Origin of the sequence: Neorhizobium sp. R1-B (assembly GCF_004368875.1) — a bacterium.
GTDB lineage: Bacteria > Pseudomonadota > Alphaproteobacteria > Rhizobiales > Rhizobiaceae > Neorhizobium > Neorhizobium huautlense.
Genome location: NZ_SOEM01000044.1, coordinates 1 through 13494 on the forward strand (window position 1 = coordinate 1; position 13494 = coordinate 13494).

Annotated in this window: 12 protein-coding genes, 1 tRNA gene and 1 pseudogene; 7 read left to right on the plus strand and 7 right to left on the minus strand. The window is 60.0% G+C overall.

Features of this window, described 5'->3' with window-relative positions; all coding sequences use genetic code 11:
• The 3 genes and pseudogenes from EDE05_RS26430 to EDE05_RS26440 all read right to left on the minus strand — a co-directional run.
• Window positions 1-352, minus strand: a pseudogene (locus EDE05_RS26430) (ABC transporter permease); the annotation flags it as partial.
• 12 nt (window positions 353-364) lie between these two features.
• Window positions 365-1351, minus strand: a complete 987-nt coding sequence (locus tag EDE05_RS26435; protein WP_105374802.1) for an ABC transporter permease — start codon at window positions 1349-1351, stop codon at window positions 365-367.
• 122 nt (window positions 1352-1473) lie between these two features.
• A complete protein-coding gene (locus EDE05_RS26440; protein WP_105374803.1) occupies window positions 1474-3423 on the minus strand; it encodes an ABC transporter substrate-binding protein in 1950 nt (649 codons plus the stop codon).
• Between the two features lie 194 nt (window positions 3424-3617).
• On the opposite strand from EDE05_RS26440, the gene EDE05_RS26445 reads away from it, so the two are divergent.
• The 6 genes from EDE05_RS26445 to EDE05_RS26470 all read left to right on the plus strand — a co-directional run bounded on the left by EDE05_RS26445 (window position 3618) and on the right by EDE05_RS26470 (window position 9501).
• Entirely contained in the window at window positions 3618-4331 is a 714-nt protein-coding gene (locus tag EDE05_RS26445) for a ribonuclease activity regulator RraA (protein WP_105374804.1), read from the plus strand.
• Complete coding sequence (locus EDE05_RS26450) at window positions 4331-5050, plus strand: FadR/GntR family transcriptional regulator (protein WP_105374805.1); 720 nt, start codon at window positions 4331-4333, stop codon at window positions 5048-5050. Before EDE05_RS26445 ends, EDE05_RS26450 begins: the two co-directional genes overlap by 1 nt.
• 47 nt (window positions 5051-5097) lie before the next feature.
• Window positions 5098-5931, plus strand: coding sequence for an NAD(P)-dependent oxidoreductase (locus EDE05_RS26455; protein ID WP_132413382.1), 834 nt, complete (start codon window positions 5098-5100; stop codon window positions 5929-5931).
• Entirely contained in the window at window positions 5928-6806 is an 879-nt protein-coding gene (locus tag EDE05_RS26460) for an SMP-30/gluconolactonase/LRE family protein (RefSeq protein WP_134103305.1), read from the plus strand. Before EDE05_RS26455 ends, EDE05_RS26460 begins: the two co-directional genes overlap by 4 nt.
• Window positions 6807-6838: 32 nt before the next feature.
• Window positions 6839-7777 carry a dihydrodipicolinate synthase family protein gene (locus EDE05_RS26465; RefSeq protein WP_105374808.1) on the plus strand — a complete coding sequence of 313 codons (939 nt, stop codon included), beginning with the start codon at window positions 6839-6841 and terminating at the stop codon, window positions 7775-7777.
• A gap of 164 nt (window positions 7778-7941) precedes the next feature.
• Window positions 7942-9501, plus strand: a complete 1560-nt coding sequence (locus tag EDE05_RS26470) for an EAL domain-containing protein (RefSeq protein ID WP_132413384.1) — start codon at window positions 7942-7944, stop codon at window positions 9499-9501.
• 104 nt (window positions 9502-9605) lie between these two features.
• On the opposite strand, the gene EDE05_RS27475 is transcribed toward EDE05_RS26470, so the two are convergent.
• Entirely contained in the window at window positions 9606-9737 is a 132-nt protein-coding gene (locus tag EDE05_RS27475; protein WP_280952552.1) for a hypothetical protein, read from the minus strand.
• A gap of 126 nt (window positions 9738-9863) precedes the next feature.
• Between EDE05_RS27475 and EDE05_RS26475 the strand changes: the two genes are divergently transcribed.
• Window positions 9864-10379: a ferritin-like domain-containing protein gene (locus EDE05_RS26475; protein WP_132413386.1), complete on the plus strand. Its 516-nt coding sequence runs from the start codon at window positions 9864-9866 to the stop codon at window positions 10377-10379.
• 121 nt (window positions 10380-10500) lie between these two features.
• Here the strand turns inward: EDE05_RS26475 and EDE05_RS26480 are convergent, their stop codons facing one another.
• From EDE05_RS26480 to EDE05_RS26490, 3 genes are all read right to left on the minus strand, one after another.
• Window positions 10501-11493 (minus strand): TIGR03885 family FMN-dependent LLM class oxidoreductase, encoded by a 993-nt coding sequence (locus EDE05_RS26480; protein ID WP_105374811.1) that lies wholly within the window; start codon window positions 11491-11493, stop codon window positions 10501-10503.
• Window positions 11490-13133 carry an alpha-amylase family protein gene (locus EDE05_RS26485; RefSeq protein ID WP_105374812.1) on the minus strand — a complete coding sequence of 548 codons (1644 nt, stop codon included), beginning with the start codon at window positions 13131-13133 and terminating at the stop codon, window positions 11490-11492. Before EDE05_RS26485 ends, EDE05_RS26480 begins: the two co-directional genes overlap by 4 nt.
• 267 nt (window positions 13134-13400) lie before the next feature.
• Window positions 13401-13477, minus strand: a tRNA-Met gene (locus EDE05_RS26490).
• Window positions 13478-13494: the final 17 nt, after the last annotated feature.

Sequence of the window (13494 nt, forward strand, 5' to 3'; positions counted from 1 at the left end):
CAAAGAACGCGATCGGTATCTTTTTTGCCGTATCTTCCACATAGATGGCGGCCAGCGTTTCCGGATCACGGGTGAGCTTCAGCGGGAAATAATGCAGACCGAATTCGAAGCCGTTGGAATTGTCGATAAGGTGGATCCGCTGCGGTGGATGAAATGTCGCCCGCGCATTCTGGACGGTGGGATCGTTTATGGCGAAGAAACCGGGAACAAGGGCCACGATATATAAAGCCAGCGTCACGAACAGAGCGGCCATCGCAAGCCTGTGCCGCTTGAACGCCCACCAGATGAGCTGCCATTGCGAGGCGACTGCGGCGCGCTCGGGACGAAGGTTGGCTATTGAGACGTCGACCATTTCAGCAGCCTCCTATTCCAGCCGAATGCGCGGATCGACCAGCGCCAGCAGGATGTCGCTGATGAGGGAGCCAATCAGCGTGAGCGCACAGATCAGGAGCACGAAGGCACCGGCGAGATACATGTCCTGCGCCATCAGCGACTGCAGCAGCAGCGGCGCCGCCGTCGGCAGGTTGAGCACGATCGCCACGACCACTGAGCCGGAAATGAGGTTCGGCAGAAGCCAGGCAATGGTCGAGATGAACGGGTTAAGCGCGATCCGGAGCGGATATTTCACCAGTAGCCGGAATTCCGAGAGGCCCTTCGCGCGTGCGGTTGTCACGTAGGGCTTCGGCAGCTCATCCAGCATGTTGGCGCGCATCACGCGGATGAGGCTGGCGGTCGAGGACACGGCCAGGATCGCCACCGGCAGCCACAAATGCGTCAGCAGGTCGTACATCTTGCCGATGCTCCATGGCGCAGTCTCGTATTGCGAGGAGAAAAGGCCCCCGACATCCTGCCCGAACTCGACCGCGGCGACATACATCAACACCAGCGCCAGCAGGAAGGATGGGATGGAGAGTCCGAAAAAGGTGAAGGCCGTGAAAGCATAGTCACCGATCGAATATTTTTTGACGGCGGAATAGACGCCGATCGGCAAGGCGAGAGCCCAGGTGGCGATCAGGCTTGCGAGAGCAAGCACGAGCGTAAGCGCCATGCGCTCCCAGATCAGTCCCGAGACCGGCTGCTGCCATTCAAACGAGATGCCGAAATCGCCATGCGTGACAATGCCCCAGACCCACTTGAGATACTGTACCAGCATCGGCTGATCGAGGCCGAAACGCTCACGCAGCTGTGCGGCGGTGTTCTGGTCGACCACCTCGTTGGACGACGCGAGGGTGGCAATATAGGTGGTGACGAAGTCGCCCGGCGGGAGCTGGATCAGCACGAAGGCGAGAAAACTCACCGCGAACAGTGATGGGATCATCCAGAAGAGTCGTTTGACGATGAATTTCAGCATGGAAATGCTCGCAATTCGGGTTGCATGACGCGCCGCTGCGAACCGTAAGGCTCGCCCAAGGTCTTGCAACGGGACTGGGAGAAAGTGCCGCCGCAGCGAGTCGGCGGCACCGACGAGGCAAATCAGCTCGTGAAGGTGAACTGCTGCGGGAGGGCAGGACCGGGATTTGGCCATGACCAGCTATCGGGCTGCTTTTCCGGCACATTGCGCAGGTTGTTGCGAATGACGCCGAAGCCGCCGACCGCAAGGCAGACGCCGATGGTCTCGAAATCTTCCGCCGCGAGGTCGAAGATCTGCTTCATGATCGCGCCGCGCTTGTCGAGATCGGCCGTTGACCGCGCCTCGTCGAAAAGCTTCATGCGCTTCTTCTGGCTTTCCGGAGGTTCCTCGCCCTTCTGGCCGTTGGACGTATACCAGAGCGTCCACGGAATTGCGTAACGCGAACCCTGCGGATGGAAGGCAAAGTAATCACGCGGGTCAAGCATCGGGTCGAGGCCGCCGGGACCTGGCCAGACCTGCGCGTCATGGGCATTGTCGTCGCCGCGGGTGTAGTAGAGCGCCCGCTCGATGGTATTGACCTTCATGTCAATGCCGATTTGCGCCCAATGGGCCTTCACAAGCTCCAGCACGTCGACCAGGTCCGGGTAGAGCGTCGGAATAACGTCGACCGCGAAGAAGACAGGCTGACCGTCCGGGCGCAACCGAATGCCGCTGCCGTTCTTCTTGTCGAAGCCAGCCTTGTCCAGCATGGCATTGGCCTTGTCGGGATCGTATTCCGTAAACTGCCGCCCCAGCTTCTCGTGATGCCAGGGATGCCCAGGGCGCGGGCCGGTCTGATAACCTTCGCTCTGGCCGAAATAGATGATGTCGATGATCTCCTGCCGGTTGATGCCGATCGAGAGAGCCTGACGGAAGGACTTGTCAGCGAACATCTTTCGCATCGCCGGGTCCTTGTGGGTCATGTTCAGGTAGAGCTGGCACTGCTGCGCCGCGGACGGGACGAGCTGCAGTAGCCGGTAGTCGCCTTTCTGCATGTTCTGCGACAGAGTAGGCTTGTTGGCGAGCGTGCTGATATGGCGCTCCTGTATGTCGATCTTGCCGGAGATGACGTTCAGCATCAGCGACTCGACGTCCTGCGAAATGCCGAAGTTGATCTCGTCGACATAAGGAAGCTGATTGCCCTCGGTGTCGACCTGCCAGAAGTAGGGATTGCGGACCATGAGCACCCGCGTGGCGCCGCCGGAATAGGCTTCTTTGACGATCCAGGGGTCGAGCGTCGGCTTGTCGACGTTACCCCAGCGCGACGGAATTTCGATGTCGCCGCATTTGGCGCGGAAAAGCTCCGTCCAGCTCGATACGCCCGCCGCCTTCACGTCGGCGTCGAGGTTCGGATTGTATTTCGGCAGGAACTTGCTGCAGTAGTGCTTGGCAAAGAGCGTCGGATGCTGCCCAAGAGGGGTAGCCAGGTTTTCCAGATAGAGCGCGTTCGCGGCGGCGAAAGTGAACTTGACGGTATAGTCGTCAACCTTTTCGACGGTGACCGGCTTGCCGGCAACGGAAATCTGGGCCGGCGTCGCGCTGTAGAGCTCCTTGTTTTTGACCACATCCTCAATGGCGAAGACGACATCATCGGCGGTGAAGGGGTGGCCATCGGACCACTTAGCACCCTTCAGCAGATGGAACGTGAACTGGGTTGCGTCAGCACTGACCTCCCATTTCTCGGCAAGATTGGGCAGGACCTGGGTGAAATCCATGTTCCAGCGCACGAGCCCCTGGTTGCCGACCATGCGCAGGATGCCATTGTGGTCGGATGAGCCGCGCAGACCGCGCCGCAACGTGCCGCCGTAGGTGCCGATCTTCTCGAACGGCTTTATCACCAGCGGGTTCTGCGGCAGGCGCTCGGCCAGCGGCGGCAGCTTGCCGTCCTTTACGAGCGCTGCCAGTTGCGGCGCTTCTTTTCCGGTTGCCGCCTTTGCGCCGGTGCCGGCAACGGAAAGAGCAACAGCTCCACCCACGCCTGCCAGGAATGTCCGGCGGGTCACACCGGCAGAAATGAAATTGTCGTCGTGCATCTGATCTCCTCCCAATCCATACCGAGCTTCTCCTCGGGCCGTCCCGCCCGAGCGGCCTCCCAGCCGCAACGCCTCGGACCTCCATCCGATCGCCTCGGACCATAAGCCGCTTTTCAGATGATTACAAGTATTGACAGATTTTTACAGATTGCATAGCTGTACGGCAAAAGACCAGGTCCGATAGGAAGACAGGAATGACGTTCACCGAGGAAGCGCTCGAGAAGCTGAAGGCCGTTTCGACGGCCACGTTGACGACCGTGCTGTTGAAACGCGGACTTCGAAACGTATTCATTCGCGGCGTTCACAAGATCAACCCGGACGCTCCGCGGCTGGTGGGGCCGGCTTTCACCTTGCGGTACATTCCGGCTCGGGAGGATATCGACACTATCGGCGTCTTTGCCGACCGCGCCCATCCGCAGCGACGTGCGATAGAAGAATGTCCGCCCGGCCATGTTCTCGTGATGGATAGCCGAAAGGACCCGTCAGCCGCTTCCGCCGGCGGTATCTTGGTGACCCGGCTCCACATGCGCGGCGTCGCAGGCGTCGTGACCGACGGCGGCTTCCGCGACACACCCGACATCGCGAAACTGCCGTTTGCCGCCTATCATTCCGCACCTTCTGCTCCCACCAATCTCATCCGCCACCACGCACTGGATATCAATCAGCCGATCGGCTGCGGCGACGTGCCCGTCTATCCCGGAGATATCATCGTCGGAGACGACGAGGGCGTGGTTGTCATTCCGGCGGACATGGCGCAAGAGATCGCCGACGAGGCTTTCGAGCAGACGGTTTTCGAGGATTTTGTGGAGGACCGCGTAAAGGCGGGACGAGGCATTTTCGGTCTCTATCCGCCCGGCCCCGAAGCCGAAGCCGAATTCCGCGATTGGAGACGTGAGAAGGGACGTTGATGGAGCAGCCAGACGTGATAGCGGCGGCGAAAGCTGAACCTCGTTTCAGCGACATCATCTACGAGAAGATCGTGGGAATGATCGCCGACGGCCGCTTTCCCGTCAACGAACGGCTGCCATCGGAGCCAAATCTGGCCATCCTCCTCGGTGCATCGAGACCTGTCGTACGCGAGGCTTTGGAGCGACTAAGGGCGGACCAGCTGATAGTCTCGCGGAAGGGATCGGGCTCCTATGTACGCCAGAGACCAGACTCGTCGGTTCTCAAACAGGTTCCCGTCGGATCACTTGCGGATGTGCAGCGGTTCTTCGAGTTCCGGGCCGGCCTGGAGGCGGAGGCCGCGGAACTGGCGGCCCGCAACTGGCAGCCTCACGACAAGATCCGCATCACCGCAGCGTTGAAGGCGCTCGAACATTGTCTCGAGGTCGGTGAGCTTGGAGCGGAAGAGGACCAGGCGCTGCATGACGCGATCGCGATGGCGACCGGCAATCAGTTCCACACCATCGTGAGGGAATGGTTCAAGCCGCATTTCGCCATCGGCATGTCCGTCACGCGCAGTCTCAGCCTGAAACGAACTCCACTGCATGTCCGCAACGTCCAGGACGAGCATACGGCAATCGTGGAGGCCATCCTGGCCCGAAACGAAGTGGAAGCACACGACGCGATGAAGACGCACATCCTGAACGCACGCGCCCGCATGTTCCAGGGCGTGGGAGGATAGAGGCTGCAACGGGCCGCGGCGCGGGGAGGCGCACGGAGGAGGATGTTTTGCAACGGATCGCAATGACGGGCGGCTCAGGCCACATCGCCTCGCAGCTCAGGGCTTTTCTCCGCCCTGAATTCGAGCATGTGAGGCTTATTGACCTCCGGCCGCCGAAGGAGCTCGCTCCGAATGAAAGCTTCTTTGCTGCCGATCTGGCCGATCGCGACGCGATGGTGGCAGCTTTGAAGGATATGGACGGCATCATCCATCTCGGCGGGATTCCGCGGGAGGCGGCCATCGGCGACATCCTGCGCAGCAACGTGCTCGGCACCTATAATCTCTATCAGGCGGCACGGGAAAACGGCATTGGCCGGGTGGTCTTCGCGTCGAGCAACCACGCGACCGGCTTTTATCCCCGCACCGATCCCGTCACGCCGCTCGATCCGGCCCGCCCGGACAGCCGTTACGGCCTGTCGAAATGCTGGGGAGAGCTCGTTGCCGGCCTCTATTACGACACCGCGGGCATCCGAACTCTCTCTATCCGGATCGGCAATGCGGCGCTCTATCCCAACAGCGAGCGATCAGCTGCAATCTGGATCAGCGCCCGCGATCTGTGGCAACTCGTGAAGATTGGCCTGACCCATCCGGATATTGCCGCTGCGGTCGTCTACGGCATGTCGCGCAGCGATGCCGGCTGGTGGCGAGACGAAGTTGCCAAGCGCCTGGGTTACCGGCCGCAGGACAGGGCGCTCGACCATCTACGGATTGAAAGCCGCCGGACGGAAAACGCGGTCGAAGGCGTCTTTCAGGGCGGCGGTTTTTGCGTGCCCGAGCATGACGGGACGATACGAACGCGTGACAGAAATGGGCTGGTGGCATGCCTGGAGGTGGCGCTGTGAGCAAAACCAAGATCATCACCCCTCAGGTGAGGCGGGTCATAGACCTGCCCTTGCGGGTCGGAGAGTCTCCCACCTGGGACGACAGGACCGGCGACCTCTGGTTCGTCGATATTCTTGCCCCCGCGGCACTCTGCCTGCGGGCCAACGGGCGTCTCGACCGTTTCGACATGCCTTTCAAGATCGGTTGCCTGGCGCTTTGCGAAGGGGACGATATCGCCGTGGCCCTGGAGAACGGCGTTCATCTGCTGAATCCGAAAACGGGCGCGATGAAACTGCTCTGCAATCCCGATGGCGGACGCCCCGACAGCCGGTTGAATGACGGGAAGATCGGCCCCGACGGCTGCTTCTGGGTCGGCACCCGCGACGAGGCGGTGCCGCAGACCGGGAATGGCCGTCTTTACCGGGTTATGCCCGACGGCAGCTTTTCGACGATTGCAAATAGCCTATTGACCTCCAACGGCCTCGCCTGGAGCCCGGATGGCCGAACGATGTATCATTCCGACAGCAGCGGTCTCTTTGCCCAGATCTTCGATTTCGATCTGGCTTTGGGCGTTACCAGCGCACCCAGGCGACTGCACGATTTCACTCCGGAGGAAGGCCGTCCGGATGGGGCGGCGATGGATGCGGACGGCTTCTATTGGATCGCCGGCGTATTGTCGGGCGGCGTCAACCGGCTCTCGCCGGAAGGCGATGTGGTCGAAATTTACAAAATACCGGCGAAATCACCCACCATGCCCTGTTTCGGTGGACCGAACCTCGACACGATCTACGTGACGACGCTTTCCACCGACAACAACGGCACCTTCGAAAACGGTACGATATTCGCCTTCGAAACCGGGATGCGCGGCACGCCGGTGCATCGCTTCGCGATCTGATCCATCATCTCCCCATCTGGAGAGGGAAAACCATGAACATTCGAGAATTCCGCAACGTCCTCACCGGCATCTCCGGCGTGCCTGTTACTGCGTACGGAGACGATGGCGAGGTCGATATCAGCACCACCCGCGCGATCTACGCGCGGGTCGCCGCGGCGGGCATCCACAACATCGTGGCAGCGGGCAATACCGGCGAATTTTATGCCTTGGCCCCAGAAGAGATCAGCCGCGTTGTCGAGGCCGCAGTTGCCGGCGTCGATGGCAAGGCGCCAGTGACTGCGGCTGTCGGCCGTTCGCTCCGCGAGGCAATCGCCATGGCGAAAACGGCCAGGGATATCGGCGCTTCAGCGGTCATGTCTCATCAACCGGTCGATCCGTTCGCAGCACCGGCGGCACAGATAGATTATTTCCGGCGGCTGGCGGAAGCGTCTCCGCTGCCGCTGGTGGCCTATGTACGGGCGGAAGGTTTCGGCCTCGACGACATGCTGCGGCTCGCGAGCCATCCGAACATCGCGGGCGTGAAGTTCGCCACGACCGACATTCTCCTCCTCTCGCGGTCTGTTGCAGCCGCCGATTCAAGCCATGCACTTTTCGTCTGCGGACTCGCCGAAAGCTGGGCTCCCGCCTTCACAGCCGCAGGCGCCCGCGGCTTCACATCCGGCCTCGTCAATGTCGCACCGCAGTTTTCGCTCGCCATTCACGCGGCTCTCGAGAGAGGCGCCTTTGGCGAGGCGCGCCGGATCATCGATCTCATCGAGCCTTTCGAGCGCATGCGCGCCAAATATCGAAACGGCGCCAATGTCACAGTCGTCAAGGAGGCAGTGAGCATCCTGGGAACGCCGGTCGGCGAGGTGCGTCTCCCCGGCCTACCCAGGCTCGATGCCGAAGACAGGGCGAGACTTGCCGATCTTCTCGCGAGCTGGTCCGCCGAAACTGACCCGACCAAAGCAGCGGTCGCAGGGACGCACTAGACAAGGCCGGCCGATTGGGCACGTTTCGACAGGATTGCAATCTGCGAACCGCTTGACGCATCTCACGTTTGCGCCCGAGCCTGCCGGACTCCAAGAGTTGCAGCGTATCAGTAACGCATCCTTTAGTGTCGCCTGATAATACTCCGGGCGTACGGAGGAGTGTTATGAGAGATTTCCTGAAGACTAGGGCCGGCAGGCAGCTGATTCAGATCTCCGCCTTCGGCCTGTTTTTCTGGCTTGTCTGCCTGATTTTTCGCGAAAAGATACTGGCGCTTGTCCAGGCGGTCAGCGCAGGGAAGGCCCATCTCATCATCGTCACCCTGATTGTGGCGGGCATCGCCAGCTTCGCCTATTCGGCCCTGCGCATTCTAGACATGCGCGACGAGATGGCGAACCGCCGCAAGGCGTTCGACGAAGCCGACCGCATCGCTACTCACGATCACCTCACCAAGCTCCCCAACCGCTATGCGTTCGACCGCCTCGTAGTATCCGACCTTCGCGGAGCGGTGGAAGAGACGGCTTCGCAAACCGCAACCGTGTTCTCCATCGATCTCGATGGCTTCAAGAAGGTCAATGATCTGCTCGGCCACCAAGGCGGCGATATTCTTCTTAAAGAGGTTTCGCGACGGATCTGTGCACTTGCAGAACACGAATGCGTCTTCCGCTTCGGCGGCGACGAGTTCGTCGCCGTCGCCCGCGACCTGCCGCCAGAGAGGGAAGAACTTGTCGCGCAACTGCTGATCCATTCGGTCTCCCGGCCTGTGCGGATCGGCACATTGTCGACCGAGGTCGGTGCAAGCGTCGGATATGCGAGGCTGCCCGATCACGGCCGCTCGCTCGAGGAGGTCTGCCACCGCTCGGATATTGCCCTTTATGAGGCAAAAAGCCGGGGGCACAATCAGTATGCGCTGTTTCAGCCGGAAATGCAGGAAAAGGTCGCGGAACGAGCGAAGCTGGAAGGCGAGCTCCGCCGAGCCATCGACGAGGGCAAGATAGAGCCGTTCTATCAACCCTTGATTGACCTGCGGACCGGCGCCTTGTGCGGCTTCGAAGCGCTTGCGCGGTGGCGCAACAACGAAGGGGCTTTCATTCCCCCCCAGCAGTTTATCACGGTAGCGGAAGAAACTGGGCTGATAACCGTGCTGTTCGAGCAACTGCTGTCGCGGGCATGCCGCGATGCCCAGCTCTGGTCGGAAGCCGCAACGCTTTCGTTTAATGTCTCACCCGTCCAGATGGAAGACAGGCTGTTGGCGCAGCGGATTCTCCATATTCTTCAGGACACCGGCCTAGCGGCGTCGCGGCTGGAAATCGAGATTACGGAAAATGCTCTCATGGGAGACCCTGATCTCGCCGCGTCGACCATCGACCATCTTCACGCCGCCGGGATCCAGGTGGCGCTCGACGATTTCGGAACGGGCTATTCCAGCCTCTCCCAGCTTGCCCGCTTCAAATTCGACAAAATCAAGATCGACAAAAGTTTCGTTGCCGCCTGCTCCAACAACGACAAGAACGCCAAGATCATCGATGCCATCCTTGGGCTGAGCCGCAGCCTCAATCTCAAGACGACGGTGGAGGGAATCGAGGAAAACGCCCAGCTGGCCTATTTCCTCGGCCAGGGATGTGACATAGGCCAAGGCTATCTCTTCGGCAAAGCCATGCCTCAGTCGGAGGTGACGGCCTTTGTCGCCGCACGCCGCCACGTCCTGGCCGCCCGACACGCATAAGCGGAACGCTGATTTCTCAACAACACGCGGAAGGCCTCCGTCGTTTCGGCATCTGCCTTGGTTTATGACCGATCGCCTGCATCATTGATCGATAGTGCGCCGGCTCAAGTTGAACTCCGAGATTGTTCTTCATTGGGCGGGTTGGATTTCTCGCCGGTCGGTTTCTGCCGTTTGAGTTCGTTTTCGATGGTCTTGCGGGAGCCTTCTGCCGGATCTTTGTCTTTCGGATCTGTCATTGCTGGTCCTCCTGGTGAATAGCCTAACCTGTCGCGATGCCGGATGTTCCGGCTGCCCGTAAGCGGATTCTGGAACGATCACCATCCTCCCTGGTTAGTCCCGCTGGCAACCAAAGAGGAAATGCAATGAAGGATTCATCCGAAACCCGTTCCATCTTCGTGACCGGTCTCAAGAATGCGCACGCCATGGAAAATCAGGCGCTGTCGATTATGAAGCCGCAGGTCTCGCGGATCGAAAACTATCCCGACGTGGCATCGCGGCTCGAGCAGCATATCCGCGAGACCGAAGGGCAGATCGCCAGACTTGAGGAGATCCTGAGCAGCCTATCCGAAGATCATTCTACCTTGAAGGACATGGCGCTCTCCTTCACCGGCAGCATGGCAGCGATGGGCCACAGCATTGCCGGCGACGAGATCATCAAAAACTCCCTCGCGAACTTCGCCTTCGAGAACTTCGAAATCGCCGCCTACAAATCCCTTATGACGATAGCCGAACTCGGCGGTTTTCCCGGATCTGTCGCCGCTCTGAAAGCCAATCTGGACGAGGAAATCGCCATGGCCAAATGGCTGGACGATAATCTCAGGAGCGTGACGATCAAGTTTGCCTCGCTCAAGGAAGCCGGGATGAGCGCAAAAGTCTGATCGGCTTTCCTGACCCGCCCGAAGGAAACAACTTACGAGGCTCCTCGAACGAGCCTCGTAACGGTTTGCAGGTCGGGTGCGCGTCGGCCGCGATCCGGAAACACAACAGTTCTCAAAAGGGTTATTGCGGAACCTTTCGGCCCCCATCCTTGAACCGCGGCAGGACCTCCCGCCCAAAGACGTCGATAAATTCACGCTGATTGCGGCCCACGTTGTGGACGTAGATTTCCTCAAAACCCATTGCCACGTCCCCTTCCAGCCATTCCACGTGTCGCGCCGGATCCGCCGAGATGCGGACATGATGATCCATGTCCTCCGGCCGCACCTTGGCGCAAGCTTGATCGAATTCCTCCGGCAAACGCAGCGTTTCCGAAACAGCTGTTGTCACGGCATTGCTGCGCCACTGATCAAAAGCGTTCGCGCGAGCCTCATGATCGGAGCTTGCAAAGGAGACATGGACCTGCAGGTAGAGAGGCTTGCCTTCTCCACCGCCGCGCCGAAAGGCTTGAATTATCTCCCGGAGGCTTTCCCGCGGCTGATTGATGGTAATCAGTGCGTCGGCCCAGCTTCCCGCCCATTCTGCCGTCTTCGGCGACAGCGCACCGGCGACAAGGCGGGGCAATTCCTGAGGAAGAGTATGAATGCGCGCCTCGTCTACCCTGATCGGTCCTTCCCGGCTGACGAGTTGGCCCGACCACAGGTCACGGATTATTCCCACCGCTGCCTCTAACCGTTCGTTCCGTTCCCGCTTCGAAGGCCAGCGTTCGCCGGTGACATGCTCGTTCATTGCCTGGCCGCTGCCGACGGCCATCCAGGGCAACCGCCCCGGAAACATCTCCGCGACGGTCGCAGCCGCCTGCGCCGTGATGACAGGATGATAGCGCCAGCCCGACGGTACCGTGATGATTCCAAATGGGATGGCTTGCGTCGCCTTCAGCGCCGCCCCAAGCCAAGCCCATGCAAAGCCCGATTGCCCTTGTCGCTCGCTCCAGGGGGTGAGATGGTCGGAGGACATGACCGCGTCGAAGCCTGCCGCCTCTGCGGCTTGTACATGGCCCAGGAGCTCGCTCGGCGGAAACTGCTCGTGGGAGGCGTGATAGCCGATCAGTGTCATGATCCGTTGCCCTTGGAAATCAGCCAGCGGTAGGCATAGGGTTCGAGTTCCAGACGGGGATCCTTTCCCACATCGAATTCGACTTCGTCTATCAGGTCGCGAAAACGCTTCGGTTGCATTCCGCCGAAATTGATGTCGGTCCCGATCCGTCGGCCCGCCAGATTGTGGACAAGCAACAACAGGTCGCCTGCATCTTCGAAACCGTGCACCAGGACGGCAGGGTCAGTCGCACTCAACCTTACTGGCCGCCCCTTTGTAAAAATGGGCTGACTTCGGCGAAGCGCGATAAATCTTTTGATCCTGTTCAGCAGCGAATTGGGGGCTTCCTGTTGATCGGCAACATTGGCCTTCCTGTAGGAGAAGGGCCCGTCGTTCACAACCGGCTGAACCAGCATCCTGGGATTGGCGCTGGAGAACCCCCCGTTCTTCTGTGAAGACCACTGCATCGGCACCCGCACCGAGTTCCGCCCCGGCTGGGAAAGATCCTCTCCGATACCGATTTCGTCGCCGTAAACGATCAACGGCGGCCCCCTCAGGGAAAAGACAATGCTGAAAGCCAGCTCGATCCGACGCTGATCGCCGTTCAGCATGGGTGCCACGCGACGGCGGATGCCGCGTCCGAAGACCTCCATCTCTTTCTTCGGAGCGAAGACCTCGAACACCGACTGCTTCAGATCCGGCGGCACGCGAGAGAAATCGAGTTCGTCGAGATTTCGAAGGAAATTCACCCAGCCGCATCCGGGCGGCGGTTCGGGAAGAAGGCTCAGTCCCCGATTGATCACAGAGGCTTCCTCCTTGGCAAAACCGGCAAACAGATAACAGGCCAGCATGAAATTGAGCAGAAGCTGGAGCTGATCACCCTCTCCGAAAAAGGCGTTTGACGCTTCCGGCGGAAGATTTACTTCGCCAAGAAGCACGCCACCCGGCCGGCGGCTCTGCAGATAGGACCCAATCTGCTTTAGGATGCCATGCGGATCGCGGGGATTGGCATGTTCGAGCCCCTTGTTCGCAATGATGAGCGGGGCCGCATCCAGTCGGAAGCCGCTGACCCCGAAGGCGATCCAGTAGTCGACGATCCTTAATATCTCTTCACGGACCTGGGGATTGGCGGCATTCAGTTCCGGCTGAAAGTCGTAGAAATGATGGAAGTAATAAGCCCTGGCAATCTCGTCATAGGTCCAGAGGCTGTCCACTTCACCGGGAAAGATCGATCTGGCGCCCGCGGCGACCGGCGGGGGATCGGCGCTCCAGACATAATAGTCCCGGTAGCGCGTCTCGTCGTCCCGTCGCGCCGCCTGAAACCACGGATGCTGATCGGACGTGTGGTTGACCACCAGGTCGATCACGACGCGAATGCCGTGTTCTCCCGCGCTGTGCAGGAATGTCAGAAAGTCGTCGAGCGTCCCGACCTTGGGATTGACGGAATAGAAGTCGCTGACATCGTAGCCATTGTCACGGTCGGGACTTCGGTAGAACGGCAAAAGCCAGATACAGGTGATACCGAGTTCCGAAAGATAGGTCAGCTTTTTGGTCAGGCCGATAAAGTCTCCGATGCCGTCGCCATTTCCGTCGGCGAACTTTTCGACGTCGATGCAGTAGATCACCGCCTCTTCATACCAGGTGCTGCTCGGGTTCTGCACTCGCGCCGTCTCCTGCCAGTTCCCATGGAGAGGCGTAAACGATCAGAGCTTGGGCAGGTTCCCACTGCCGAATGAGAACCGGCGGTCGTTCGCTTTTCACAGGCAGGGGCTCTCGGTTCTTCCCTGAGGTTCGCCTGCGGCAAGAAGAACCCGGACTTCCTCGAACAGACGGTGGTCCTTGAAGAACTGATGGGAGAGGCTGCGTTTCCTGCGCCCGGAACGCAAAAAGCCCCGCGGTTGGGCTTTTTTGGGATGTGTTGTAAAGATTGGTTGCGGGGGCAGGATTTGAACCTGCGGCCTTCAGGTTATGAGCCTGACGAGCTACCGGGCTGCTCCACCCCGCGTCACCAAGAATACGGAC